Source organism: Pseudomonas sp. LBUM1664, assembly GCF_059695895.1.
In genome coordinates this window covers 6,018,617-6,042,282 of sequence record NZ_CP166791.1, presented here as the reverse complement: position 1 = coordinate 6,042,282, position 23,666 = coordinate 6,018,617, and the positions used below count along the sequence as shown (strand labels likewise).

Below are 23,666 nucleotides of genomic sequence, written 5' to 3'. Positions count from 1 at the left end.
GGTTGCTCGGTAAGGTTCGCCACGCCCTTTCAGCAGGGTAATGGCGACCGAGTAAGGACGAAGCATGACCAAAGGAAAAGCCGGGGCTCCGCAGGTCTGGGAGCACCATGGTGGCGATTGGGGCTACAAGGTTCTGCGGGACATGACCCCCAGCGAGCTAGCGAAGAGAGACGCCAATCAACAGGCCTATGACGACATGCTCGCCAGGCAAGAGGCGTACATGCAAAAGCGCCTGGCCCAAATATGCGAAGAGCAACTTCCCGTTATGAAGGGCTGCGTATTTGCCAAGTCCTGCAAGCTGCCCAATGCGGCCATCGACTATCGCAACCCAACCAGCTACATCCCGACGGAACTCCTGAAAGAGTACGGCGCGTTTACCCTATTGGGCGGGCGTCAGGTCGATGAGTCGGGACGCGTACCGCTGAAGAAAATCAGCGGCGCGCTGCCGGCAAGCTTCGGTACGTTTGCCTTGGGCGGGGCGGCACTGTCCGCCATCGACGTCGGTGCCGCCGTTGGCGCGGTCACCGCCCCTGTGGCCGCGGGTGCACTGATTGGCCTGGTGGGGTTACTGGCGCCCACGAACCTGGATGACGGTTCGCTGTACACCGAAGAGCAACTGCGTTCTCTGGAACAGGCTCGCACCCGGGTTCGGTTGCGTGTCGAAACCCAGGCCGATGGAACGCTCAAGGGGTACGGCTACAACACTCAGACGCGACGTGACTGGGAAATGATCCCGGTGGTGACGTTCCAGGTTCGCGGCGAGCAGCAAGTGGCGGACTTCAGCGATGGGATCGAGTTGATCTGGACGCCGGCAGTGGACCCCAGCGCGACGTTGGGCATCCCGGCTTTGGAGGCCGCGCCACAGGCTCCGCACATCTGGATTTTCCCCCCGACACCTGCGGCGGATAGCATTATCGTTAACCCGGTTTATCCGCCGGAGTATAAGGATTTCATTCTTGTTTTTCCGGCGGATTCTGGGGTTTCGCCGTTGTATGTTGTTTTCAGCATTCGGCGCAAAGGTCTGCCAGAGGCAGGACATGATTATCATCGGGCACCGAAGACAGAGGAAATTACTGGGTTTTCTGACTTAAAGATCGCCAAACAAAAGACGCCTCGCCAGGGCGGCGGTGGTTTTCGAGAGCGCTGGACCGATAAAAAAGGGAGAACTATTTATGAATGGGATTTCATGCACGGTGAGCTAGAGGCATACCGTGCAAGCGATGGGAGCCATCTAGGTTCTTATGACCATTTAACGGGCGAGCAAATTGATCGCCCTAAACCAAATCGTAATATAAAAAAATATTTGTGAGGGAAGTATGGGGTTGAAGCTAAAGTTGAGTTGGTATGACAAAAAAACTGAGCTCGGTGAGGGGCGTGAGTATTCGAAGGATTTCGGCGACGATCCTTGGGTGCTTGATGCTCTTGGGGTTCCCGTAGAAAATAATATTAATGTGGGTGGTTTTGACGTAAATAATGAGTGGGCCGGGATACTACAGCCACATTTCGAGCATGCTTTGGATTTATCGATGTATGACTACCAAGTGTCTTTTGATTATCGGGATGTGTGGTAACCATCAAACTTAAATCCAACCCCAGGCGCGCGGCGAACAGCAAGTGGCGGACTTTGGCAACGGAGTCGAGTTGATCTGGACGCAGGCAGTCGACCCTTCTGTGACGTTGGGCATCCCGGCGTTGGAGGCCGCGCCACAGGCTCCGCACATCTGGATCTTTGGATTTATGAGTGGGATTTTTCAGCACGGAGCAGTTGAGGTTTATGACAGGCAAGGTAAACACTTAGGGGAGTTCAACGCCGAAACGGGCGAGCAAACCAAACCAGCGAAAGCCGGTAGAACTACACCAAAATGAATTGGGGAGATAAGCGATGTATTTACGTGTAACTGGTTTTTTTCCAGAGCCAGATGAGGATGACTCTTTACAATATAAATATATTATTCAGAAAGGTTTAGAGTTGTCGGTATTGGAAATAATGGGTTGGTCTTCACTTGATGATGGTTTGGGCGGTGAAACTGAGCTAACGTCCGAACAAACCAGCTTAATTGCTGAGCTTCTTGGTGAGTCGGCCATAGAAAGATTGAGCCTCTTCATAGGAGTTCATTCGTAGAGTGGACGGTGAATTGAGTTTGCAGGCAAAACCAGAAGCGTCGAATTTTCTGGTGATGGGTTTCCATCCGGGTAAGGATGAACTGGTATTGGAGCAAAGCATCAGCATATCAGTGGAAGACTTGACGCCCGTAATGCCATGGTTAAGCAAGGATGATCACATTGGTGTGGATTTCAGACTTTCCGCAACGCAGGTGAATGAACTTGAACGGTTGGCATCGTTAACGTTTCCCCAAGGGCTGGATCTTTATCTAACGTCTTATGGTTGACCACCATAACCAACCATCAACGCAACCGCTGCCGCACAACCTCCAGCAGCTCGCTGCCATCCTGAACCAGCAGATAAAGCGCGTGGACAATGCTATGTATGTCTTTCACATCGGCATGCTTGAAGGATAGACAATGAAGGGTTTCGAGCAGATCGCTGGAAGCGCGAACTCGTTGGGCGGCGGCGTCGCAGAGGTCGTGGATATCGGCCTCGGTGTCGATGGCCAGGATCGGTGTGCTGTTGAGCCGTCGGTATCGCTCGACAGGCGGATTGTATGTTTGCATTTGAGCCTCTTCAGTACGATTTTCGAACCGCACCGCGGACTATAGAGAGCTCTGCCCAGGCGCCGCAATATGGCTTTGAGGGACAGATTGCGTAGGGCGTTTACCGACGTCTGACGCCTGGATGGGTGGCTACTCTCAGGCTCGGCAGCTTTTCTTCATTTTTCGCTCAAATATCAGGTGGATCTTACAAACACGCTGTAGGGGCTGCTTCAGAGGCTGTAGGCCGCTTCCGGCAAGCCCGTAACCCGATCAGCCCCAGGTATACAGTTTGTCCAGAGCAGAGTGGGAGCAGCGTGTTGGACTGGAGGGTCAAGCAGGCGATGAATAAACCGCCGACATCTCGACCTGAGCTTTAGAACTGGCGAGCAACGGCGGTTCTTCGGGAAGTTTCATGCATCCACCCAGCAGCAGGGAGGCGATAAGAGCGGCGGGTATGGTCAGTTTTTGCAGCATGGCTATTCCCTTTTTGAAAGTCCGCACGCATCGGGCGTCCTGCCCTTTACGGGTTTTGCGGCGTGAAGGCGCAAATTACCGTGAATCCGAGCATCTCGCGATGAACAAAGTGTTTGGTTTGTTTCATCCTGTGGCGAGGATCATCGGCGCAACGCAGTATCATCCGGTATCGTTTTTACCCCCAACCTTTTCTCGACTCGCTGCGCCGTCTGGCTAGGCTTTTGGCATCGCAGCAGTCAAAGGAGCGACCGCTTATGCACAGCACCCTGGAACAGGTTTTCGGTTATCCACAGTTTCGCCCCGGTCAGGAAGCTGCCGTCAGTGCAATACTTGCCGGGCGGTCGGCGGCGGCCATTTTCCCCACAGGGTCCGGCAAGTCCCTGTGTTATCAGTTGCCGGCCCTGCTATTACCGCACCTGACCCTGGTGGTCTCGCCGCTGTTGGCGCTGATGCAGGACCAGTTGGCGTTCCTGCAGCGCCACGGTATCGCGGCGGCCAGTATCGATTCAGCCCAGAGTCGTGACGAAGCCAACGACGCCATGGCACGGGCCCGTTCGGGCGAGTTGAAGATTCTGATGATTTCGGTGGAGCGGCTGAAGAACGAGCGTTTTCGTAACTTCTTGCAGCAGGTGCCGATCTCTTTGCTGGTGGTGGACGAGGCCCACTGCATCTCCGAGTGGGGGCATAACTTCCGCCCCGACTATCTCAAGCTCCCCGATTATCAGCGTCAGTTCAACATTCCCCAGGTGTTGCTGCTGACGGCCACCGCAACCCCCAAGGTCATCGCCGACATGCAGGCGAAGTTCGCCATCGCCGCCGAGGATGTGGTGACCACCGGTTTCTACCGGCCCAACCTCAACCTGCTGGTCGAGCCCGTGCGCGGTGCGGACAAGCGTCGGCGTCTGGTGCAATGGCTGGGCGAGCGTGCCGGGCAGCCGAGCATTGTCTACGTTACCTTGCAGCGAACCGCCGAGCAGATTGCCGAGCACCTGAGCCAGCATGGGATCGGGGCCGAGGCCTATCACGCCGGTTTGCCTCATGAGCAACGCGAAGCCATCCAGCGGCGGTTCATGGGCGGGCAGTCCAATTGCATTGTCGCGACCATCGCCTTCGGCATGGGCATCGACAAGAGCGATATCCGCAACGTGGTGCATTTCGACCTGCCCAAATCCATCGAAAACTACAGCCAGGAGATCGGCCGGGCAGGGCGTGATGGGGCGCCGTCCGATTGTCTGGTACTGGCCAACCGCGACAGCCTCAACGTGCTGGAAAACTTTGTTTATGGCGATACGCCGGAGCTTGACGGCATTCGTTGCGTGCTTGATGAGCTGAAGGCCGCGGCCCCCGACGGGCAATGGGAGTTTTTGCTGGGGCCGCTGGCGGATCAGAGCAACATCCGGCAGCTACCGCTCAAGACGCTGCTGGTTCAGCTGGAGCTGCGCCGGTTGATCGCGCCGCGTTATGCCTATTTCGCGGAGTACCGTTTCAAGTTCCTGGTCGAGCCACAGGCGCTGCTGGAGCGCTTCGAGGGTGAACGAAGGGACTTCGTCTCGGCCATCATCCAGACCTCCAGCCGCGCCCGTACCTGGGCCACGGTGAATTTCGACGGGATGTACCAGCAGTATCACGCTGAGCGTAATCGCGTGGTCAAGGCGCTGGATTATTTTCAGGAAAAGGGTTGGATTGAGCTGGAAAGCAAGCAGATGACCGAGGTGTACAGCGTGTTGGAAACGGACCTCGATCCACGGGCCCTGAGTACCGAATTACACGCCTATTTCACCCGGCACGAGCGCGGTGAAATCGTGCGGATCCACGCCATGCTTGAGTTGTTCGCCACCGACCGTTGCCTCGGTTATCGGCTGGCGCAGTATTTCGGTGATGAAAATGCGCCACAGCAGTGTGGTCATTGTTCGGTGTGCCACGGACAGGTTGCCCGTCTGCCGGAGCCGCCGTCGTTGCCGGCGCTTGTGGATAAAAGCTTCGAGGCACTGTGTGGCGCTTTTATCCACAGGCACGAGCAACACACCGGCAGCGCTCCGTCCGCAGAGCGGCTGACCCGGTTTCTGTGCGGGATCAGCGTGCCGCTGTTCACCAAGCTGAAGGCGCGGACGATTCCGGGCTATGGGGCGCTGGAAGAATATCCGTACGCCGAAGTTCGTCATTGGACTCAAGCGCACCTGTGAGTTGCGCCCATCCGATGAGTGCCCGCCGTCACACGAATAAATTTCAAAAATATTCGACCATTGAACAGCCGTAAAGGACACCTGATGCCCCAACGTACCGAATACCCACACTTGCAACCCATCACTACGCGCTGGCATGACAACGACGTGTACGGTCACGTCAACAACGTCACCTACTACAGTTTTTTCGATTCTGCAGTGAACACCTACCTGATCGAGGTCGGCGGCTTGGATATCCATGATGGAGAGGTGGTGGGGTTTGTGGTGAGTTCGGCCTGCGACTACTTTGCGTCGATTGCCTTTCCTGACCGCATTGAAATCGGTCTGCGCGTCGGCAAGCTGGGTAGCAGTTCCGTGCAATACGAACTGGCGGTATTCAAGGCGGGCGAGGAGGAGGCCTGCGCAGCGGGGCGCTTTGTGCACGTATTTGTGGACCGGGCGTCGAATCGGCCCGTGGCGATTCCGGATCGACTACGTGGGGCTTTGGAGCGGTTGGTGGTCTGAAACGAAAAAACGCAGCCTCCGGTTGCCGGAGGCTGCGTTTTTCAACGGCTGGTATTGGTCAGCCGTTAGTCGCGGTAATAGCGATGGTGTTTCTTGCGATGCCCGTAAGCATGGCCGCGGCCCGGGTGGCCGTCGCGGTAGTCGCGGCGGTCGTCGCGGCGACGGTCATAATGACGGCCGTCGTCATCGTCCTTGCCCATGTAGTTACCCAGCGCGCCGCCGGCGCCACCGCCCGCTGCCGCACCGATCAGGCTGCCGGTGGTGCCGCCCACGCTACGACCGACCACGTTACCGCCGGCTGCGCCCAGCGCGCCGCCGATCGCCGCTTCGCCGCGACTGTGTTTATCTGCACCGACCGCACTGCCACCTGCGCCGCCCAGTGCCGCGCCGATGGTGGAACCGGTATTGCCGCCCAGAGACTGGCCGACGACCGAACCCAAAACCCCGCCCAATGCGCCGCCCACGCCTGCTTCGGCGGTGCCACCGGCAGAAGCGACACCACTGACCAGGCCAAGGGACAACAAGAGAATGGAGGAGAACTTCATAGAGGAGCCTCAAAGGGATGACGGCGCGATCCTGAGGCTGGCTTCGCTTGGTTACAATCGAAATCCGACGAGTAACACGACCGATACACAAATCTCTAAGTTATTGTTTTGTGGGAGGAACTTAAGATATTTTTGTCAGTCTTTAGTTACTTCGGACAGGCCGTTTTTTATGATAAACGGCCTTTTTTGTGGGCGTTTGAAAAGTAAGTTGTGGCGAGGACCGCAGACGGTCAGGCCGACTTGGCCAAGATCAACCCATTCTCGCTCGCCGCTTCCAGGCGGATCGCGACGAATTTCGAGGTCGGGGTGTGGCTGCCGTCGCCGGTGCTTTCCAGCGGCACCAACGGGTTCACTTCAGGGTAGTAAGCGGCAGCCTGCCCGGCGGGGATGTCGAACGCCAGCAGGGTAAAACCCTTGACCCGCCGCTCGCGCCCGTCATCCCAGATCGAGACGATGTCGGCCTTCTGTCCGGGTTTGAAGCCCAGGCGGATGATGTCCGCTTCGTTGACGAACAACACGTCTCGCTGGCCTTTTACACCGCGATAACGGTCATCGAGGCCATAGATGGTGGTGTTGTACTGATCGTGGGAACGCATGGACTGCATGATCAGGTCTGGTAGCTGGCCGGTGGCGCGGGTACGTTCATGCACCAGGTCGGTCGGCAACAGGTTGGGCTTGAAGTTGGCGCGGCCCGAAGCAGTGTTCCAGCGACGCGCGCCGGCGCTGTTGCCCAGGTAGAAACCACCGGGGTTCTGGAGTTTCTCGTTGAAGTCCTTGAAGCCAGGAACGGTGTCGGCGATCAGGGCGCGGATGCGGCTGTAGTCAGCCACCAGCCAGTTCCAGTCCACCGGACGGCTGCCCAGCGTAGCGGCGGCGATACCGGCAATGATCCATGGTTCGGAGCGCATCTGGTTCGACAGCGGCTGCAACTGGCCCTTGGAGGCGTGGACCATGCTGAAAGAGTCTTCCACGGTCACTGCTTGCGAGCCTTCGGTTTGCAGGTCGATGTCGGTACGGCCCAGGCACGGCAGAATCAGCGCCTCCTTGCCGTGGGCCAAGTGGCTGCGGTTGAGCTTGGTGCTGATCTGCACGGTCAGGTCGCAATTGGCCAGGGCCTGGAAGGTCCGATGGCTGTCTGGCGTGGCTTGGGCGAAGTTGCCGCCCAAACCGATGAACACCTTCGCCCGGCCGTCGGCCATGGCATGGATCGCCTCGACCACGTTGTGGCCGTTTTCGCGTGGTACTTTGAACTGGAAGCGCCGCTCCAGCGCGTCGAGGAACGCCACCGGTGGACGTTCGTTGATGCCCATGGTCCGGTCGCCCTGGACGTTGCTATGGCCGCGTACGGGGCACAGCCCTGCACCTGGCCGGCCGATGTTGCCGCGCAGCATCATCAGGTTGGCGATTTCCTGGATGGTCGCCACCGAGTGGCGATGCTGAGTGATGCCCATGGCCCAGCACATGATCACGCTCTTGCTTTTGGCGTACATGCGCGCCGCTTGCTCGATCTCGGCCAGGGCCATGCCCGATTGCTCGACGATCTGCTCCCACGACGTGTCGTCGACCACCGCCAGGTAATCCAGCACGTTGATGCTGTGTTCGTTGAGAAACCCATGGTCGAACACCGACGGAGCGCCGGTGTTCTGCGCCTCGCGTTCCCATTGCAGCAGGAACTTCGCCATGCCCCGCAATATCGCCATGTCACCACCCAAGGCCGGGCGGAAATAGGCGGTGTTGGTCGGTTTATTACCGTTGGTGAGCATTTCGAGCGGGTGCTGTGGATGCTGGAAACGTTCCAGGCCACGCTCTTTGAGCGGGTTGATGCACACCACCTGGGCGCCACGTTTTACCGCCTCGCGCAGCGGTTCAAGCATCCGTGGATGGTTGGTGCCGGGGTTCTGGCCCCAGACGAAGATCGCGTCGGCGTGTTCGAAATCGTCGAAGGTCACCGTGCCCTTGCCCACGCCGACACTCTGGGACAGCGCCACGCCGCTGGCCTCATGGCACATGTTCGAGCAGTCGGGGAAGTTGTTGGTGCCGTAGGCGCGCACGAACAGTTGATACAGGTAGGCCGCTTCGTTGCTGGCCCGGCCCGAGGTGTAGAACTCGGCCTGGTTCGGGCTGCAAAGCCCTTGCAGGTGTTTGCCGATCAGGGCAAAGGCCCCTTCCCAACTGATGGGTTTGTAACGGTCGGTTTCGGCGTCGTAGCGCATAGGTTCGGTCAGGCGGCCCTGATATTCGAGCCAGTAGTCGCTCTGCTCCAGCAGCGAAGCCACGCTGTGCTTGGCGAAAAAAGCACCATCGACACGGCGCTTGGTCGCTTCCCAGTTCACGGCTTTGGCGCCGTTCTCGCAGAACTTGACCATGCCGCTTTCCGGCGAGTCGCCCCAGGCACAGCCTGGGCAGTCGAAACCACCGTTCTGATTGGTCTTGAGCATCATGCGGATGTTCTTCAGCGCATTGTCGCTGGTCAGCCAGGCCTGGGCGACGCTGATCAACGCACCCCAACCACCGGCCGGGCCCTTGTAGGGCTTGTAGCGCGGTACGGGTTTCTGGTCGGCTTGTTGATGATTGCTCACGCTTGATTCTCCATCGCAGGGCTGTAGACCCGCGGCGCACTTTTTTGCGGCAGGTGGATGAGATTGAGGTTGTGTTGACGGGCCCACTGGACGGCGAGGCCGGTGGGCGATGACAGGCTGACCAAGGTCTGGATCCCGGCGCGCAACACTTTTTGGATCAGTTCGAGGCTGCAACGGCTGGTGACGATCGCAGCGCCACCGGCTACCGGGATCTGTTGCCGGATCAACGCACCGATCAGCTTGTCGAGGGCGTTGTGCCGGCCGATGTCTTCGCGGCCCAGCAACAGTTCACCCTGGGCGTTCATGAACAGTGCCGCGTGTACCGCGCCGCAGTGCTGGCCCAGTGGCTGGAACAGACCGATGCGTTGACGCAGGCCATCGAGCCATTGCGCTGGCGGCAATGGTGCGCCGGGCAGCGCCTTGAGGTTTGGCAGCGCCTGCTCCACCGCTTCCACGCCGCACAGCCCGCAGCCGCTGGTGCCGGTCAGCTGTCGGCGTTGCTGCTTGAGGTTCCAGAAGGCACGGTTGGCGATGGTCACCTGGGCATATTGCGCAGAACCTGCGCCGCTCAGTTGCAGGTCATAGATGTCTGCTGGGTCTTCGATGATGCCGCTGCCGAGGCTGAAGCCGACGACGAAGTCTTCAAGGTCCGTGGGCGTGACCAGCATGACGGCCTGGCTGATGCCGTTATAGGCAATCGCCAGCGCCACTTCCTCAGCCAGCGCGGTGCTGTCTGATTGGGAGCGGTCCAGGTTGCAGTAGCGATAGCTCTGGCTGGCGGTGGGCACGGGTGTTTCCACCGCGGGCACCGGACGGGCCGGAGGCTTGACGTTCATGGCATCACCGACGGTTTGAATAGTGACAAGACTAAATGCGGCAATCTGCCACGTCTAATCGCTATTACTGATCTATCAATAGATGACGTCGATCAAGTTGTCGTCGCTGATTTCTGATAAAGGGCGAAACACGCCTCCGCCAGTGCCGAGCGTGGAGCGCCGCGCCGCATGATCAGGCCCAGCGGGACTAACGTCTGCGCGCTTTCGATGGGCTGAATGCACAAGTCTTCGGTCAACACATCCAGACCGCTGTCCAGAGGCATCACCGCGCAACACAACCCGCCGTGCACGGCTTGTAGCAATTGATGCACCGCGTCGGTTTGCAACAGGGGTTGAGGTGTGAGGCCCCGACTGTGGAAATTGTGGTCGATGGACTGGCGAAAATGCATGCCGCTGGTAAGCATGCCCAGAGGCAATTCCATCAGTGATTCCCAGCTCAGCGGTTGTTCGCCGAAATGGAAAAAGCGCTGGTCGTAAAGCAGTCCCATGCGGGTATGGCTGAAAGGCAGGGAGTCGAAGCGTTCGTTGTCCAGGCGCTCCAAGTAGGAAATGCCCAGGTCGATGCGGTTGTTCGCCAGCTGTTCGAGGACGCGCTCGGAACTCAAGGATGACAATTCGAAACGCAGATTAGGGTGTTCGGTGTGCAAGCGCTGCATCATCGACAACGGGTCGAAGTCCGACAATGGCACCACCCCCAGGCGCAGCGTACCCACCAGATTGCCGCGACAGGCCGCCGCTTCGGCCTGTAGACCGTCATAAGCCGCCAGCACCGTGCGCGCCCAAGCCAGTACCCGTTCCCCCGGCGCGGTGAAACCTTCAAAGCGCTGGCCTCGATTGACCAGCGGCAGGTCGAGTTCTTCTTCGAGGCTGCGCAGGCGCATCGACAAGGTTGGCTGGGTGATGTGGCAGCGTGCGGCGGCCTGTCCGAAGTGGCGGGTTTCGTCGAGCGCGATGAGAAATTTCAGCTGCTTGATGTCCATCTTCGCTCCAGGGCGCGGGAAGGTTCGGATTCTAGCGCTTTGCAGGTGGCGGGGTCATTGGTCGGCTCGGAACCGGGTTCGTCTGGCCTGGTCTAGTCTTTTACGTCTGGACACATGAACCCATGGAGAGAACACGATGAGCCTTTTCAGTTTTTTGAAAGATGCGGGCGAAAAAATCCTTGATGCGCTGACGCCCGACAAGGCACAGGCCAACAGCGAAGCGCTGACCAGGCACGTGCAGGATGCGCTGACGGGCATTGATACTTCAAAGATCCAGGTGAAGGTCGAGGGCGAAAAAGTCATTGCCACCGGTGAGGCCGCGAGTCAGGAAGAGAAAGAAAAAATCCTCCTGGCGTTGGGCAATGTGGCCGGTATCAGTGGTGTCGATGACCAGATTACCGTGACGGGCCCGGCGGCTCCACCGGCCAAATTCGTCACTGTTGAGAAAGGTGACACCTTGAGCGCCATCTCCAAGCGTGTTTATGGCGATGCGAACAAGTACCAGAAAATTTTCGATGCCAACAAGCCGATGCTCAAGGATGTGAACAAGATTTATCCGGGGCAGGTGCTGCGTATCCCCGAGTAACTCGGTCCCCTGTGGCGAGGGAGCAAGCCCCCTCGCCACATTGGTCGTTTCAGAGCCCTTCGATCAGTGCTCGGTAATCCCCCAACGCTTTAAACTCTCCCGTGTCCTTCGGCCCTTTGCGGCTGTCTGGCTCGCTGACGGCCAGCAGGTGTGCCACGCCAAAATCCCGGGCGCTGCGCAATACCGGCAGGGTGTCGTCGATAAACAGGCTGCGGGCCGGGTCGAAGTTCAGGTCTGCTTGCAGCGCATCCCAGAATTGCGGGTTTTCCTTGGGAAAACCGTAGTCGTGGGAGCTGATCAAACGCTCGAAGTAGGGGGCCAGTTCAATGCGTTCCAGCTTCAGGGATAACGAATCGCGGTGAGCATTGGTGATCATCACCACCCGTTTGCCGGCCCGCTGGATCGCCGCCAGGAATGTATCGGCGTCCGGGCGCAAGGCGATCAGGTGCGCGGTTTCCAGTTTCAGTTCGCGCACTGGCAGCTTCAGCTCTGTGCTCCAGAAGTCCAGGCAATACCACTGCAACTGGCCGGCGTTGCGTTCGAACAGTGGCTGCAACTCCATCTCGGCCATGGCCCGGCTCACGCCATGCAGTTCGGCGTAGCGCTGGGGCAGGTGTTCCATCCAAAAATGGTTGTCGTAATGCAGATCCAGCAAAGTGCCGTCCATGTCCAACAGAACCGTATCGATCTCATGCCACGGCAGCAAGGCCATAAAACTTCTCCAGCGGTAATCGGATATCCGACACAAACAATCAGAATAGGCCGGGTATAGTAGCCCGCTATCGCCCAGGGAGCCGTTTATGCGCCAGAAACCCACCGTACTCGATCGACGGATCGTCGCCACCAGCCGCCTGTTTTGCGTGGAAGAACTGAAACTGCGTTTTTCCAACGGTGTGGAGCGCACCTATGAGCGTTTGGCGAACAATGGCGCAGGTTATGGCGCGGTGATGATCGTGGCGATGCTCGACGCTGACCACGCGGTGCTGGTGGAAGAGTATTGCGGCGGCACCGATGCCTACGAGTTATCCCTGCCAAAGGGCTTGGTCGAGCCGGGTGAAGACGTGCTGGCGGCGGCCGAACGGGAGCTCAAGGAAGAGGCCGGTTTTGGTGCGCGTCAGTTGGAACACCTGACCGAGTTGTCGCTGTCCCCCGGCTACATGAGCCAGAAAATCCAGGTGGTATTGGCGACCGATCTGTACGAAGAACGGCTGGAGGGTGACGAGCCCGAGCCGATGCGCGTGGATAAGGTCAATCTGCGTGAGCTGTCGGCCCTGGCGCAAAACCCTCAGTTTACGGAGGGCCGAGCCTTGGCGGCGCTGTACCTGGCCCGTGACTTGCTGACCCAACGCGGAGCGTTCCTGTCATGAAATTCCCCCATCCCCTGATGGCCCCTGTGGTCGAACTGGCGCTCAAGGCCGGTGAGGCGATTCTGCCGTTCTGGCGAGCCAACGTGCAGGTCAACCACAAGGCCGACGAATCGCCGGTGACCGCCGCGGACATGGCCGCTCACCATGTGATTGTGGCCGGGCTGACGGCGCTGGCTCCGGATATCCCGATCCTCTCCGAAGAGGACGCCAATATTGCGCAAAGCGTGCGCGCCGGCTGGCAGCGCTGGTGGCTGGTGGACCCGCTGGACGGGACCAAGGAGTTCATTTCTGGCAGCGAGGAGTTCACCGTCAACATCGCATTGGTGGAGCAGGGCCGGGTGGTGTTTGGCGTGGTGTCGATGCCCACCAACGACCGCTTTTACGTAGGAGGAGCAGCGCTGGGCGCCTGGCGTGGCGACAAGGGCGCGGAGCCTTTACCTGTTGGGGTTCGTCACGTACTGGCGCCCGGTGAAACGTTCACCGTGGTGGCCAGCCGTCGTCATACCAGCCCGGAGCAGGAACGCCTTTTGGCCGGTTTGAGCGAGAGCCTGGGTGAGTTGCAACTGACCAGTATCGGCAGTTCGTTGAAGTTTTGCCTGGTGGCCGAAGGCGCGGCCGATTGCTACCCGCGGCTGGCGCCGACCTCCCAGTGGGACACCGCCGCCGCCCAGGGCGTGCTGGAAGGGGCGGGTGGCGAGGTACTGGATCTGAGCGGCGAGCCGTTCTGTTATCCGGCGCGTGAGTCGCTGTTGAATGCGTCCTTCCTGGCGTTGCCGGCGAAAGCGGCGTGGCGTGGCAAGCTGTTGGAACTTGCCCGCTCTTAAGCCTTGTCTGTCCTCTCGCCACAGGGTTTTTGGTGTTTTCAAGGTCAGCGGTGTAGCACGTACTGCCCCACAAACTGCACCGCCGCTTCCTCGCTGTCGGCATTCAACACCCGTGTTTGCAGGGTCAGCCGCGCTCGCCCGTAACGTCGGTAGGTGGCCAGGAAGCGTTTCCATACCTTTTCCTCAGGCGCGTCGCAGATGACTGCCGCGTCGCGGGTGACCGGCAGCGGATAGCTGATCTGTCCTTGCTGAATCACGATATGCCCGTCTTCAATGCCTTCTTCGCGCAGGGCCAGGTGCAGCCAGCCCCAGCCACCGAGCACCGCGCCGCAATACAGGCTGCCGCCGAACATGGTGCTCTTGTGGTTGACGTTGGCTTCCAGCGGCAAAAATAGGCGCAATTGCCGGGCCTGCCAATCGAGCACCTTGAGGCCCATGTCCCGCGTCAAGGGGATGTCGTGGTGCAGGATCGATTCCAGGTAACGGCTGTCACGGTTCATGCAGGGGCCTTTTGCTTGAAAGGAGGATGACAATAACTCAATCGGGCTCATCGGCATGGCCGTGGCTGCTGTCGCCGAAGGTCAGCCCATGTTTGCGCAACTTGTCGTGCAAGGTCTTGCGCGGAATGCCCAAGGCTTCGGCGAGGCTGCGTACCGAGCTGTGGGGGCGGGTCAGTTCGGCGGCGATCAGGGTTTTCTCGAAGTTTTCCACCTGTTCGCTCAGGCCGCCGCTGACCACTTGCACCGGTGCGCCATGGCTGCGGTCCGGCGCGCTGTTGTCCAAAGCCAGTTCCAGGCCCAGGGCAAAGCGTTCGGCGGCGTTCTGCAATTCCCGCACGTTGCCCGGCCAGGTATGGCGCAGCAGCAGCGCCCGTTGCGCCGGCTGCAACTCGTGGGGCGGCAGGCCATGGCGAGCGCTGGCTTCGTCGGCGAAGTGCTGGAACAGCATCAGCGCATCCTCACCCCGTTCGCGCAACGGTGGTATGCGCAGGGGCGCGACGTTCAGGCGGTAATACAGGTCGGCGCGAAAGCGCCCCTGGTCGGCGGCCTGACGCAGGTCTTCCTTGGTGGCGGCGATGACGCGGATGTCCAGCGGGATCTGTTGATTGCCCCCCAGCCGCTCCACCACGCGCTCTTGCAGCAGGCGTAGCAGCTTGACCTGTACATCCAGGCTCATGCTTTCGATTTCATCGAGAAACAAGGTGCCGCCATTGGCGAACTCGAATTTGCCGATGCGACGTTTCTGCGCGCCGGTGAATGCGCCTGGCTCGTGGCCGAACAGCTCGCTCTCCACCACCGACTCGGCCAGCGCCCCGGCATTGATCGCCACGAACGGCCCGTTGCGCCGGCCCGAAAGGTCGTGCAGCGCACGGGCGACCACTTCCTTGCCGGCGCCGGTTTCACCCAGGATCAGCACGTCGGCGCGGGTTGCCGCCAATGCACCGATCTGCTCGCGCAGGCGCAGTATTTGCGTCGACTGACCGACCAGCCGGGCGCTGAGTTCGTGACGGTCGCTGAGGGCCAGGCGCAGGCTGCGGTTGTCCAGCACCAGGCGGCGCAAGGCCAGGGCCCGGCGCACGCTGTCGAGCAGATGATCGCTGGCGAAAGGTTTCTCCAGAAAGTCATAGGCCCCGGCGCGCATTGCCTGGACCGCCAGCGGCACGTCGCCGTGGCCAGTGATCAGCAGCACCGGTAGCTCGGGATCCTGGGCATGAAGTTCGTTCAACAGTTCGAGACCGTCCATGCCGGGCATGCGAATGTCGCTGACCACCACGCCCGGCCAGTCACGCGACAGTTGCCCGGCCAGGCCCTTGGCCTCGGCCAGCGGCAGGATTTTCAAACCGGCCAGGTCGAGGGTCTGGCTCAAGGCCTGACGCAAGTGGGGATCGTCGTCGATCAGCACCACCTCAATCCGGTTATCGATGGTCATACACTACGGTCCTCGGACGGTTGCAGGCTCACCCCGGGCGCGCCGGCGCGTAGCTTCAGGGTGATCAGGGCGCCGCCTTCCTTGTGGTTGGCGAACGACAGTTCGCCGCCGAAGGCGCGCATCAGGGTGTCGCAGATCGCCAGCCCCAGGCCAAGGCCTTGGGTGCGGGTCTTGGTGGTGTAGAAGGGTTCGCCGGCACGGCCAAGGGCTTCCATGCAAAACCCTGGGCCGTTATCGCGGATGTACAGGTTGACGCCGGTTTCGGTGGCCTGGGCACTGAGCCAGAGTTTGCGCGGCGGTCCTTTTTCAGTCAGGGCGTCGAGGGCGTTGGCCAGCAGGTTACCGAGTACCTGGCGCAAGCGGGTCTCCCCGGCCTCGACCCACAGAGTGGCCGCTGGCAGGTCGCGGATCAGTTCCACTTCCATGCTGCGTCGGCGCTTGGCGAGCAGCGCCAGGGCATCATCCAGCGCCGGTTGCAGGGCGACGCTTTCCGGGGCGTGGCGGTCGCGCCGGGCGAAGGCGCGCAAGTGGGCGATGATCGAGGCCATGCGCCCGGTCAGCTCGCTGATCAGCTTGAGGTTGCCGCGGGCGTCGTCGGTGCGTTGGTGGTCGAGCAGTATCTCGGCGTTTTCCGCATAACTTCGAATCGCCGCCAGCGGCTGGTTGAGTTCGTGACTGATGCTGGCCGACATGGTGCCCAGGGCCGACAGCTTGCCAGCCTGTACCAGGTCATCCTGGGCGCGGACCAGTTCCTGCTGGGCCTGCTCGCGCTCCAGCACTTCTTGTCGCAGCCGCCGGTTCAAGCCTTCCAGGTCGCTGGTGCGCTCGGCCACCCGGCCCTCCAGCTCGTGGCGGGCCTTGGCTTCGAAGGCGATCCGGTCCAGGTAATGCCGCCTGCGCTGCATCATCAACCCGAGCAACAGCATCAAGACCAGCAAGGCCGCGCCGCCGATGGCGACCACGGTGCGTACCGGACGGGCAATCTGGGTGCGCGGGGCGAGAATGCTCACGCTCCAGCCCGTCTCCTCGATGGACTGGGTCTGGGTCAGCCAAGCGTTGGCATCCAGGTTCAACGGCTTGGGATCGCGGGTTGGGTAGGGTTGCACGGCGCTGATGGCCTTGCTTTCTTCGTCACTTAAGGGGCGGGTCGCGCGAAATCGCCATTCCTGCCGTGAAGTGAGGATGACCACGCCGTTGTGATCGGTCACCAGCAGTTGCTCCGGGGTTTTGCCCCACAGGCTTTCGGTGTGATCCAGGTCGACCTTGACCACCAGCACGCCGATGACTTTCTCGCGGTCGTGCACGGCGGCGGCGAAGAAATAACCGCGTTTAGCCGACGTAGTACCCAGGCCGAAGAAGCGCCCCAGGCGTCCGGCCATGGCCTCGATGTAGTAAGGCCTGAAGGCGAAATTACGCCCGACGAAACTGTCGTGTTTATCCCAGTTCGACGCCGCCAGGGTCTTGCCGGTGGCGTCCATCAGGTACATGACCTCGGCGCCGGTCTGGGCGCTGATGTTTTTCAACAAGCGGTTGGCATTGCCTTGGGTGACGCCATCGTCCGGGGCCGATAACGCGGCGCGCAAGGCCGGCAGGTCGCCGAGAATCTGCGGCAGCACCTCATAGCGATGCAAGGTGCCCAACAGGTTGGCGACATAGAGATCAAGGGTTTGGCGATTCTGCCCGACCAGTTCGCTGCGGTAATAACGCTCGGCCAGGTGCTCCAGTGGCCACAGTAACGGCGCCAGGCACAGCGCTAGCAAAGCCAGGCTGCGCCAACGGGGTCTGCGGGGAAGGGTGGCATTCATGAGCATCAGGCGCCTGTGGGGACAGGCGCATTATGCCTAGGCTTGTCCGGCAAGACACTCGTGCATCGCGCTTCGCCAGTCTGGCTGGCTCACACCCCATTCCTGGAGCAGGCGCGTGCAATCCAGGCGCGAGTTCATCGGACGCGGGGCCGGTGTTGGGTAGTCGCTGGAAGGTATGGGCTCAAGCACTGCACAAGGTTTGTGCTGCTCGATCAGGTTTTCACCGATGGCCTGGGCGAAGCCGAACCAGGACGTCTCGCCCTGGTTCGTCAGGTGATAGGTGCCCCAGGCGCCACATTCACCGTCCTGCCAGCGGTCAATGAGCTTCGCGGTGCTTTCGGCGATGCTGCCAGCCCAGGTTGGCGCACCGATCTGATCGGCCACCACCCGCATGTGCGGTTTTTCCTGGAGCAGGCGTTGCATGGTCAGCAGAAAATTGCGGCCTACGGTGGAGTACACCCAGCTGGTGCGCAAAATCAGATGCTGTCCGGCGACATGGCGAATGGCGTCCTCGCCAGCCAGTTTGCTGCGGCCATAGACACTCAGCGGGTTGGGCGTGTCGTCCTCGGTGTAGCGTCCGGCCTTGCGGCCATCGAAGACGTAGTCGGTGGAGTAATGGATCAGCGGAACGCCCAGCTCGGCGGCCGCCTGAGCCAGGACGCCCGGTGCGGTGGCGTTGATGGCGAACGCCAGCTCCGATTCGCTCTCGGCCTGGTCGACGGCCGTGTGGGCGGCGGGGTTGATGATCAAGTCGGGGCGTATGGCGTTGATAGACGAGCGGATCTGTTGCGGTTGCGCCAAGTCGAGTCGACCGCGTCCGCTGACGATCACTTCAGCCATGCCGGCAAGGCGCGACTGGAGGGCTCGGGATACCTGGCCGTTCTGGCCGATTATCAATATGCGCAAGGAAGCACTCATAGGTTGGCCCCGTGCAGGGCTTTGCTGTACCGGTCCTTCGGCTTGATGGTCAGGGCTTGCGAGATGACCCAGCCCTGTTTGTAGATGATTTCTTTCCGGCACGCTGCTTTCAAGCCTTGGCGATATTCGATGGTCAGCACGTTTGTGAAGTCTCCAGCAGGCTGTCGTGATCGAGGCCGCTCAGTGTTCGAGATTGCCGGCGTCCAGCGGCTTGTCGAGGTTCCGGACCTGGCGTCCGGTATCAAGGATCAAATGCCACCTGAGAGCCGGGCCGATGCAATCGGCACAGCCAGTAATGAGAGTGCGCATCCGGTTAAGTTCCGTGAGACACATAAAGCAGACACATAAAGCATAGGCGCATAGCTTGTCGGTGCGGTAGGGGCGGTGCAAGTGAAGATATTTCCATAAATGTGGTCCTCACCCCGCGGCAAGGAAGCTTGCTGTTGTGCAGAGGCCTTTAATAAAGAGGGGTTGCTTATCCCCAGACTCAGTGGCGAGATAGGCATTCAATAAAACCACCTCAGGGGTCGTTGTATGCCGCTCGCCACGTTGGTTCACCGTGCCAGTTTGCCAAGCCCACAGGTCAGCGCCGAACAGGCGTTGGTGCTGCTGCGCTCGAATTACGGACTCAGTGGTGACCTGCGACCCCTTGGCAGCCAGCAAGACCTCAACTACCGCGTCGACAGCGACCGCGGGCGGTTTGTGCTGAAAATTTGCCATGGCGACTACGCGGTCCAGGAGCTCCAGGCCCAGCACGCCGCCCTCAAGCAACTGGCCGAGCACCGCGCGGTTAAAGTGCCGCGCGTAGTGCCTGCCAGCAACGGTCAGGACCTGCTGACGCTGGATGTCGACGGGCAAGCGGTCCATGTGCGGCTGTTGGAGTACATCGACGGCCAGTCCCTCACCCAACTCAAACACCTGGCGCCCGAGCTGGTAACCGGCCTGGGGCGTTTGTGCGCGGAAATTGACCTGGCCCTGGCCACGTTCGACCATCCGGGCCTGGAGCGCACCCTGCAATGGGACGCCCGCCACGCCAATGCCTTGATCGGCCACCTGCTGCCAGTCATTCAGGACGATCAACGGCGCAATTTGATCGCCGAGGCCGCGCAACAGGCCGAACGGCGTCTGCAGCCGCTCAAGGCCAGCCTGCCGGTACAGGCCATCCACATGGATATCACCGATGACAACGTGGTGTGGCAGCGCGATGCCCAGCGTCAGTGGCAATTGCAGGGCGTCATTGATTTTGGCGATCTGATCCGCACCTGGCGCATCACCGACCTGTCGGTGACCTGTGCGGCGCTGTTGCACCATGCCGACGGCGATCCGTTCTTCATCCTGCCGGCGATCCAGGCCTATCACGCGGCCAATCCGCTGCTGCGTGAAGAACTGCTGGCGCTCTGGCCGCTGGTTGTGGCCCGCGCCGCGGTACTGGTGCTCAGCGGTGAACAGCAGGTTTCTATCGATCCGGATAACCAATACAGCCGCGACAACCTGGACCATGAATGGGAAATTTTCCGGGTTGCCCACTCGGTGCCGCTTGAACTGATGGAGGCGGCGATCCTCACCGCCGTCGGCCACAGCTTGCCACCCATTGCCGGCGAAGGTTTCGCGCCGCTGTTGCCGACCCTGGTGGGCCGAGAGTTTGCGCTGATTGATCTGGGTGTGCTGAGCCCACATTTCGAGGCTGGCAACTGGGAGCAGGCGGGGATCGATCAGCGCCTGCTGGGCGAAGCTGCCGCTGTTCATGGGTTGGCCGCCAGCCGTTACGGGCAGTACCGGTTGTCTCGCACCCGGCCGGACAGCGCCGTCGAACCCGACACTTGTCCGCTGCACGTGGAGTTGCAGGTACCTCACGGCACGCCGCTGGAGTCACCGTTCGCCGGGGTGGTGCACAAGACCGCCGACGGTTTGCTGCAACTGGACAGTGTGCAACTGAGCGTGCGGTTGTGGGGCGTGACATCGCCGCTGCATTCCGGGGCGGCGCTGGTCAAGGGGCAGGTGCTGGGCGAAGTGGTTGGCCCGTTGCGGGTTCAGTTGTGCCGAGGCGCGCAGCTCAATCCGCCGTTGTTCTGCACGCCGTCCAGCGCCCCTGCCTGGCAGGCGCTTTGCCCTTCGCCGGCGGTGCTGCTGGGGCTGGCGTGTGATGCCGAGCCGCAAATCGATTCCGAGGCGCTGCTGGCCCGGCGTGATGCAAGCTTTGCCCGTTCGCAAAAGCACTATTACGTCGACCCGCCGCGCATCGAGCGCGGCTGGCGCAACCACTTGATCGACATGCAGGGCCGTTCCTACCTGGACATGCTCAACAATGTCGCGGTGCTTGGGCACGGCCATCCACGCATGGCGGCGGTGGCGGCCCGGCAATGGTCATTGCTCAATACCAACTCACGTTTTCACTATGCGGCGATTGCCGAGTTTTCCGAGCGCCTGCTGTCGCTGGCGCCGTCCAACATGGACCGGGTGTTCCTGGTCAACAGCGGCACCGAGGCCAACGACCTGGCAATCCGCCTGGCCTGGGCCTACAGCGGCGGGCGGGACATGCTCAGTGTGTTGGAGGCCTATCACGGCTGGTCGGTGGCGGCCGATGCGGTGTCGACGTCCATTGCCGATAACCCCCAGGCCCTGAGCAGCCGCCCGGACTGGGTGCACCCGGTGACCGCACCGAACACCTACCGTGGCGAATTCCGCGGCCCCGACAGCGCGCCGGACTACGTGCGCAGCGTCGAGCACAACCTGGCGAAAATCGCCGAACACAAGCGCCAACTCGCCGGTTTCATCTGCGAACCGGTGTACGGCAATGCCGGCGGGATCGCGCTGCCGCCCGGTTATTTGAAGCAGGTCTACGCGTTGGTGCGCGAGCGCGGCGGCGTGTGCATCGCCGATGAGGTGCAAGTCGGTTACGGACGCATGGGAGAGTTTTTCTGGGGCTTCGAAGAGCAAGGCGTGGTGCCGGACATCATCACCATGGCCAAGGGCATGGGCAACGGCCAGCCGCTGGGGGCGGTCATCACCCGGCGGGAAATTGCCGAAGCGCTGGAAGCCGAGGGGTATTTCTTCTCGTCGGCCGGCGGCAGCCCGGTCAGTTGCCAGATCGGCATGGCCGTTCTGGAGGTCATGGAAGAAGAGAAACTCTGGGAAAACGCCCAAGTGGTGGGTGGGTATTTCAAGGCACGGCTGCAAGCCTTGATTGACCGGCATCCATTGGTCGGGGCGGTGCATGGTTCCGGGTTCTATCTGGGCGTGGAGCTGATCCGCAACCGCGACACCCTGGAGCCGGCCACCGAAGAAACCACGGCGCTGTGCAACCGCCTGCGAGAGCTGGGCATCTTCATGCAACCAACCGGCGACTACCTGAACATCCTCAAGATCAAACCGCCGATGGTGACTACTCGCCAGAGCGTGGATTTCTTCGTCGATATGCTATCGAAGGTGTTGGACGAAGGGCTGTAAATGAGCAAGAGCTGACGCTTTACCCTGTGGGAGCGAGCCAGCTCGCTCCCACAGGAAAGCGGCAACGCAAAATCGATTTTTGTCGGTGTTTTTCGCTATTCTTCTATCGCTATGAATTTTTTAGACTTTAAAAGCCGATTTTTATCGCTTATAAAGTCCGCATTGCACGACGTGGCCCACCTCGCGCGCTGTTACTCTTTTTGCATCGCTCACTGGAGTCCTGATTCATGACAACGTTGCACAGCACTCCCCGTGCGGATGGTTTCCACATGCCTGCCGAGTGGGCGACCCAGACCCAGGTCTGGATGGTCTGGCCCGAGCGCCCGGACAACTGGCGCCTCGGCGGCAAGCCCGTGCAAGCCGCTCATGTGGCGGTGGCCAAGGCCATCGCCCGTTTCGAGCCGGTGACCGTAGCGGTGTCCGCGGCCCAGTACGAAAACGCCCGGGCACGCCTCGACGTGCCGAATATCCGCGTGGTGGAAATGTCCAGCGACGACGCCTGGGTCCGCGATACCGGCCCGACGTTCGTCATCAATGACCACGGCGAAGTGCGTGGCGTCGACTGGGATTTCAACGCTTGGGGCGGTTTCGACGGTGGCCTGTATGCGCCGTGGAACCGTGATTCGCAAGTGGCCAGCAAGATCCTCGAGATCGAGCGCAGCCCGCGTTACTGCACCGAAGGTTTTGTGCTCGAAGGGGGTTCGATCCACGTTGATGGCGAAGGCACCCTGATCACCACCGAGGAATGCCTGCTCAACCGCAATCGCAACCCGCACCTGAGCCGCGAAGAAATCGAGGCGGTGCTCAGCGCGCAACTGGCGGTGGATAAGATCATTTGGCTGCCGGACGGTCTGTTCAATGACGAAACCGACGGCCATGTGGATAACTTCTGCTGCTATGTACGTCCTGGCGAGGTATTGCTGGCTTGGACCGATGACCCGCAGGACCCGAACTACGTCCGCTGCCACGCCGCGATGGACGTACTGCAAAACAGCACCGACGCCAAGGGGCGCCCGTTCATAGTGCACAAGATGCCCATTCCGGGGCCGTTGTATGCCACCGAAGAGGAATGCGCTGGCGTGGATGCGGTGCAGGGTTCCCAGGAACGCAATCCGACCGTGCGGCTGGCCGGTTCCTACGTGAACTTCCTGATCGTCAACGGCGGCATCATCGCGCCGAGTTTTGACGATCCGCTGGATGGCCCGGCCAGAGTGATTCTGCAGAACCTGTTTCCACAGCACGAAGTGGTCATGGTGCCGGGTCGTGAACTGTTACTGGGGGGTGGCAATATTCACTGCCTTACCCAACAGCAACCTGCGCCGCGCACAAAATGAGTGGCTATGTAACAGCCTGGTGACGTCGATTGCGCGGGCTCTACGCCGGCGTTTTTGGATCCATCGCGATGAGCCCGCAGCCCGATTGGGGTGCGGGCTTTTTTGTGTCCGTTTATTGGGTAAACAGATACATTGGCATAGCTCTTGTATCTGTAACCTTGCAGTTCTGGGGAGCGGAGCTGAGTTGTTTTGTCATAAACCTTGGATAAATTGGCCGCTCATCAACCAGGAGAGGGCGCTGGAATGAATATGACAAGCGAGCGCACATGCCATCCCTTGGCCGTTAATGGTGAGTCGCTTCAAGCCTTGGCACAGTGGTTGAAATCCAACGGAACGCGTCAGATCAGAGAACCCGATCCGCGCCGGATGATCACTGAGCGTTACCCTGCTGGCCTGTTCAGCGAGGCGGAGCTGGAAGCATTGTGGGATGTGATGCAAGGATAGAATTCGACGGATTGATAAAAAGCGCTGGCCGGGATGGCAGCGCTTTTTTTATGGGCGAATGATTTGAAATTTTACGCCAAGCCCCTGTGGGAGCGGGCTTGCTCGCGAAGAGGTCGTCACATTCCAAACATGCGTTGACGGACAGACCGCTTTCGCGAGCAAGCCCGCTCCCACAGTTCGGGGGGACAACCTCAATTGGGTATTCGACCGATCCACGAAACAAACTGAGAACCATCCCAGCCTTTTTCCGCAATGCCTG

Annotated in this window: 25 protein-coding genes and 1 pseudogene; 13 read left to right on the top strand and 13 right to left on the bottom strand. The window is 60.4% G+C overall.

The genetic code is table 11. The features are described from left to right. The first annotated feature begins 64 nt into the window (after nucleotides 1–64). From ACA047_RS28095 to ACA047_RS28075, 5 genes and pseudogenes are all read left to right on the top strand, one after another. Nucleotides 65–1,309 carry a colicin E3/pyocin S6 family cytotoxin gene (locus ACA047_RS28095; protein WP_497355017.1) on the top strand — a complete coding sequence of 415 codons (1,245 nt, stop codon included), beginning with the start codon at nucleotides 65–67 and terminating at the stop codon, nucleotides 1,307–1,309. A gap of 7 nt (nucleotides 1,310–1,316) precedes the next feature. Further along, nucleotides 1,317–1,571, top strand: coding sequence for a colicin E3-like toxin immunity protein (locus tag ACA047_RS28090; RefSeq protein WP_497355015.1), 255 nt, complete (start codon nucleotides 1,317–1,319; stop codon nucleotides 1,569–1,571). Between the two features lie 22 nt (nucleotides 1,572–1,593). Further along, nucleotides 1,594–1,866: pseudogene (locus ACA047_RS28085) on the top strand (colicin E3/pyocin S6 family cytotoxin); the annotation flags it as partial. Nucleotides 1,867–1,882: 16 nt separating this feature from the next. Beyond that, nucleotides 1,883–2,122, top strand: coding sequence for a pyocin S6 family toxin immunity protein (locus ACA047_RS28080; protein ID WP_497355013.1), 240 nt, complete (start codon nucleotides 1,883–1,885; stop codon nucleotides 2,120–2,122). 1 nt (nucleotide 2,123) lies between these two features. Beyond that, nucleotides 2,124–2,390 (top strand): DUF7683 domain-containing protein, encoded by a 267-nt coding sequence (locus ACA047_RS28075; RefSeq protein ID WP_497355011.1) that lies wholly within the window; start codon nucleotides 2,124–2,126, stop codon nucleotides 2,388–2,390. Nucleotides 2,391–2,406: 16 nt separating this feature from the next. Here ACA047_RS28075 and ACA047_RS28070 read toward each other — a convergent pair whose 3' ends face one another. Beyond that, nucleotides 2,407–2,673, bottom strand: a complete 267-nt coding sequence (locus ACA047_RS28070; protein WP_497355009.1) for a hypothetical protein — start codon at nucleotides 2,671–2,673, stop codon at nucleotides 2,407–2,409. A gap of 309 nt (nucleotides 2,674–2,982) precedes the next feature. Beyond that, nucleotides 2,983–3,126 carry a hypothetical protein gene (locus tag ACA047_RS28065; protein WP_497355007.1) on the bottom strand — a complete coding sequence of 48 codons (144 nt, stop codon included), beginning with the start codon at nucleotides 3,124–3,126 and terminating at the stop codon, nucleotides 2,983–2,985. 254 nt (nucleotides 3,127–3,380) lie between these two features. Between ACA047_RS28065 and ACA047_RS28060 the strand changes: the two genes are divergently transcribed. Then, the gene (locus ACA047_RS28060) at nucleotides 3,381–5,309 is read left to right on the top strand and encodes a RecQ family ATP-dependent DNA helicase (protein ID WP_497355005.1); all 1,929 of its coding nucleotides are present in this window, start codon (nucleotides 3,381–3,383) and stop codon (nucleotides 5,307–5,309) included. 84 nt (nucleotides 5,310–5,393) lie between these two features. Then, complete coding sequence (locus ACA047_RS28055) at nucleotides 5,394–5,813, top strand: acyl-CoA thioesterase (protein ID WP_497355003.1); 420 nt, start codon at nucleotides 5,394–5,396, stop codon at nucleotides 5,811–5,813. Between the two features lie 65 nt (nucleotides 5,814–5,878). Here ACA047_RS28055 and ACA047_RS28050 read toward each other — a convergent pair whose 3' ends face one another. From ACA047_RS28050 to ACA047_RS28035, 4 genes are all read right to left on the bottom strand, one after another. After that, nucleotides 5,879–6,358 carry a glycine zipper domain-containing protein gene (locus ACA047_RS28050; protein ID WP_497355001.1) on the bottom strand — a complete coding sequence of 160 codons (480 nt, stop codon included), beginning with the start codon at nucleotides 6,356–6,358 and terminating at the stop codon, nucleotides 5,879–5,881. Between the two features lie 230 nt (nucleotides 6,359–6,588). Beyond that, nucleotides 6,589–8,937: an FdhF/YdeP family oxidoreductase gene (locus tag ACA047_RS28045; protein ID WP_497354999.1), complete on the bottom strand. Its 2,349-nt coding sequence runs from the start codon at nucleotides 8,935–8,937 to the stop codon at nucleotides 6,589–6,591. After that, nucleotides 8,934–9,773 (bottom strand): formate dehydrogenase accessory sulfurtransferase FdhD, encoded by an 840-nt coding sequence (gene fdhD / locus ACA047_RS28040; protein ID WP_497354997.1) that lies wholly within the window; start codon nucleotides 9,771–9,773, stop codon nucleotides 8,934–8,936. The genes ACA047_RS28045 and fdhD overlap by 4 nt, the downstream gene beginning before the upstream one ends. Nucleotides 9,774–9,865: 92 nt before the next feature. Continuing rightward, nucleotides 9,866–10,753, bottom strand: a complete 888-nt coding sequence (locus ACA047_RS28035) for a LysR family transcriptional regulator (protein WP_497354995.1) — start codon at nucleotides 10,751–10,753, stop codon at nucleotides 9,866–9,868. Nucleotides 10,754–10,889: 136 nt separating this feature from the next. Between ACA047_RS28035 and lysM the strand changes: the two genes are divergently transcribed. After that, nucleotides 10,890–11,339, top strand: a complete 450-nt coding sequence (gene lysM / locus ACA047_RS28030; protein WP_497354993.1) for a peptidoglycan-binding protein LysM — start codon at nucleotides 10,890–10,892, stop codon at nucleotides 11,337–11,339. Between the two features lie 49 nt (nucleotides 11,340–11,388). On the opposite strand, the gene yrfG is transcribed toward lysM, so the two are convergent. Then, nucleotides 11,389–12,051, bottom strand: coding sequence for a GMP/IMP nucleotidase (gene yrfG / locus ACA047_RS28025; RefSeq protein WP_497354991.1), 663 nt, complete (start codon nucleotides 12,049–12,051; stop codon nucleotides 11,389–11,391). 88 nt (nucleotides 12,052–12,139) lie between these two features. Here yrfG and nudE point away from each other — a divergent pair, with 88 nt between their 5' ends. Together nudE and cysQ are read left to right on the top strand one after the other, a co-directional pair. Next, a complete protein-coding gene (gene nudE, locus ACA047_RS28020) occupies nucleotides 12,140–12,706 on the top strand; it encodes an ADP compounds hydrolase NudE (RefSeq protein WP_497354989.1) in 567 nt (188 codons plus the stop codon). Next, nucleotides 12,703–13,530: a 3'(2'),5'-bisphosphate nucleotidase CysQ gene (gene cysQ / locus ACA047_RS28015; RefSeq protein ID WP_497354987.1), complete on the top strand. Its 828-nt coding sequence runs from the start codon at nucleotides 12,703–12,705 to the stop codon at nucleotides 13,528–13,530. Before nudE ends, cysQ begins: the two co-directional genes overlap by 4 nt. Before the next feature lie 44 nt (nucleotides 13,531–13,574). Here cysQ and ACA047_RS28010 read toward each other — a convergent pair whose 3' ends face one another. From ACA047_RS28010 to ACA047_RS27985, 6 genes are read right to left on the bottom strand one after another with little or no spacing between them, the layout of a single operon-like run. Next, nucleotides 13,575–14,030: a YiiD C-terminal domain-containing protein gene (locus ACA047_RS28010; protein WP_497354985.1), complete on the bottom strand. Its 456-nt coding sequence runs from the start codon at nucleotides 14,028–14,030 to the stop codon at nucleotides 13,575–13,577. Between the two features lie 37 nt (nucleotides 14,031–14,067). Further along, nucleotides 14,068–15,459, bottom strand: coding sequence for a sigma-54-dependent transcriptional regulator (locus ACA047_RS28005; RefSeq protein WP_497354983.1), 1,392 nt, complete (start codon nucleotides 15,457–15,459; stop codon nucleotides 14,068–14,070). Continuing rightward, nucleotides 15,456–17,264 (bottom strand): sensor histidine kinase, encoded by a 1,809-nt coding sequence (locus ACA047_RS28000; RefSeq protein ID WP_497354981.1) that lies wholly within the window; start codon nucleotides 17,262–17,264, stop codon nucleotides 15,456–15,458. The genes ACA047_RS28005 and ACA047_RS28000 overlap by 4 nt, the downstream gene beginning before the upstream one ends. A 36-nt stretch (nucleotides 17,265–17,300) precedes the next feature. After that, the gene (rfbD, locus tag ACA047_RS27995) at nucleotides 17,301–18,182 is read right to left on the bottom strand and encodes a dTDP-4-dehydrorhamnose reductase (RefSeq protein WP_497354979.1); all 882 of its coding nucleotides are present in this window, start codon (nucleotides 18,180–18,182) and stop codon (nucleotides 17,301–17,303) included. Further along, entirely contained in the window at nucleotides 18,179–18,322 is a 144-nt protein-coding gene (locus tag ACA047_RS27990; RefSeq protein ID WP_497354977.1) for a hypothetical protein, read from the bottom strand. Before ACA047_RS27990 ends, rfbD begins: the two co-directional genes overlap by 4 nt. 40 nt (nucleotides 18,323–18,362) lie before the next feature. Then, nucleotides 18,363–18,491: a hypothetical protein gene (locus ACA047_RS27985; RefSeq protein ID WP_497354975.1), complete on the bottom strand. Its 129-nt coding sequence runs from the start codon at nucleotides 18,489–18,491 to the stop codon at nucleotides 18,363–18,365. A gap of 225 nt (nucleotides 18,492–18,716) precedes the next feature. On the opposite strand from ACA047_RS27985, the gene ACA047_RS27980 reads away from it, so the two are divergent. From ACA047_RS27980 to ACA047_RS27970, 3 genes are all read left to right on the top strand, one after another. Further along, entirely contained in the window at nucleotides 18,717–21,629 is a 2,913-nt protein-coding gene (locus tag ACA047_RS27980) for an aminotransferase (protein ID WP_497354973.1), read from the top strand. 227 nt (nucleotides 21,630–21,856) lie between these two features. Beyond that, nucleotides 21,857–22,963 (top strand): agmatine deiminase, encoded by a 1,107-nt coding sequence (gene aguA / locus ACA047_RS27975; RefSeq protein WP_497354971.1) that lies wholly within the window; start codon nucleotides 21,857–21,859, stop codon nucleotides 22,961–22,963. 243 nt (nucleotides 22,964–23,206) lie between these two features. Beyond that, nucleotides 23,207–23,407 (top strand): hypothetical protein, encoded by a 201-nt coding sequence (locus ACA047_RS27970; RefSeq protein ID WP_497354969.1) that lies wholly within the window; start codon nucleotides 23,207–23,209, stop codon nucleotides 23,405–23,407. Nucleotides 23,408–23,666: the final 259 nt, after the last annotated feature.

Bases quoted from the DNA above. Each gene is read 5' to 3' on its own strand.
- ACA047_RS28095 (WP_497355017.1), top strand. From the start codon at position 65: ATGACCAAAGGAAAAGCCGGGGCTCCGCAGGTCTGGGAGCACCATGGT.
- ACA047_RS28090 (WP_497355015.1), top strand. From the start codon at position 1,317: ATGGGGTTGAAGCTAAAGTTGAGTTGGTATGACAAAAAAACTGAGCTC.
- ACA047_RS28080 (WP_497355013.1), top strand. From the start codon at position 1,883: ATGTATTTACGTGTAACTGGTTTTTTTCCAGAGCCAGATGAGGATGAC.
- ACA047_RS28070 (WP_497355009.1), bottom strand. From the start codon at position 2,673: ATGCAAACATACAATCCGCCTGTCGAGCGATACCGACGGCTCAACAGC.
- ACA047_RS28065 (WP_497355007.1), bottom strand. From the start codon at position 3,126: ATGCTGCAAAAACTGACCATACCCGCCGCTCTTATCGCCTCCCTGCTG.
- ACA047_RS28060 (WP_497355005.1), top strand. From the start codon at position 3,381: ATGCACAGCACCCTGGAACAGGTTTTCGGTTATCCACAGTTTCGCCCC.
- ACA047_RS28055 (WP_497355003.1), top strand. From the start codon at position 5,394: ATGCCCCAACGTACCGAATACCCACACTTGCAACCCATCACTACGCGC.
- ACA047_RS28050 (WP_497355001.1), bottom strand. From the start codon at position 6,358: ATGAAGTTCTCCTCCATTCTCTTGTTGTCCCTTGGCCTGGTCAGTGGT.
- fdhD (WP_497354997.1), bottom strand. From the start codon at position 9,773: ATGAACGTCAAGCCTCCGGCCCGTCCGGTGCCCGCGGTGGAAACACCC.
- ACA047_RS28035 (WP_497354995.1), bottom strand. From the start codon at position 10,753: ATGGACATCAAGCAGCTGAAATTTCTCATCGCGCTCGACGAAACCCGC.
- lysM (WP_497354993.1), top strand. From the start codon at position 10,890: ATGAGCCTTTTCAGTTTTTTGAAAGATGCGGGCGAAAAAATCCTTGAT.
- yrfG (WP_497354991.1), bottom strand. From the start codon at position 12,051: ATGGCCTTGCTGCCGTGGCATGAGATCGATACGGTTCTGTTGGACATG.
- nudE (WP_497354989.1), top strand. From the start codon at position 12,140: ATGCGCCAGAAACCCACCGTACTCGATCGACGGATCGTCGCCACCAGC.
- cysQ (WP_497354987.1), top strand. From the start codon at position 12,703: ATGAAATTCCCCCATCCCCTGATGGCCCCTGTGGTCGAACTGGCGCTC.
- ACA047_RS28010 (WP_497354985.1), bottom strand. From the start codon at position 14,030: ATGAACCGTGACAGCCGTTACCTGGAATCGATCCTGCACCACGACATC.
- ACA047_RS28005 (WP_497354983.1), bottom strand. From the start codon at position 15,459: ATGACCATCGATAACCGGATTGAGGTGGTGCTGATCGACGACGATCCC.
- ACA047_RS28000 (WP_497354981.1), bottom strand. From the start codon at position 17,264: ATGAATGCCACCCTTCCCCGCAGACCCCGTTGGCGCAGCCTGGCTTTG.
- rfbD (WP_497354979.1), bottom strand. From the start codon at position 18,182: ATGAGTGCTTCCTTGCGCATATTGATAATCGGCCAGAACGGCCAGGTA.
- ACA047_RS27985 (WP_497354975.1), bottom strand. From the start codon at position 18,491: ATGCGCACTCTCATTACTGGCTGTGCCGATTGCATCGGCCCGGCTCTC.
- ACA047_RS27980 (WP_497354973.1), top strand. From the start codon at position 18,717: ATGCCGCTCGCCACGTTGGTTCACCGTGCCAGTTTGCCAAGCCCACAG.
- aguA (WP_497354971.1), top strand. From the start codon at position 21,857: ATGACAACGTTGCACAGCACTCCCCGTGCGGATGGTTTCCACATGCCT.
- ACA047_RS27970 (WP_497354969.1), top strand. From the start codon at position 23,207: ATGAATATGACAAGCGAGCGCACATGCCATCCCTTGGCCGTTAATGGT.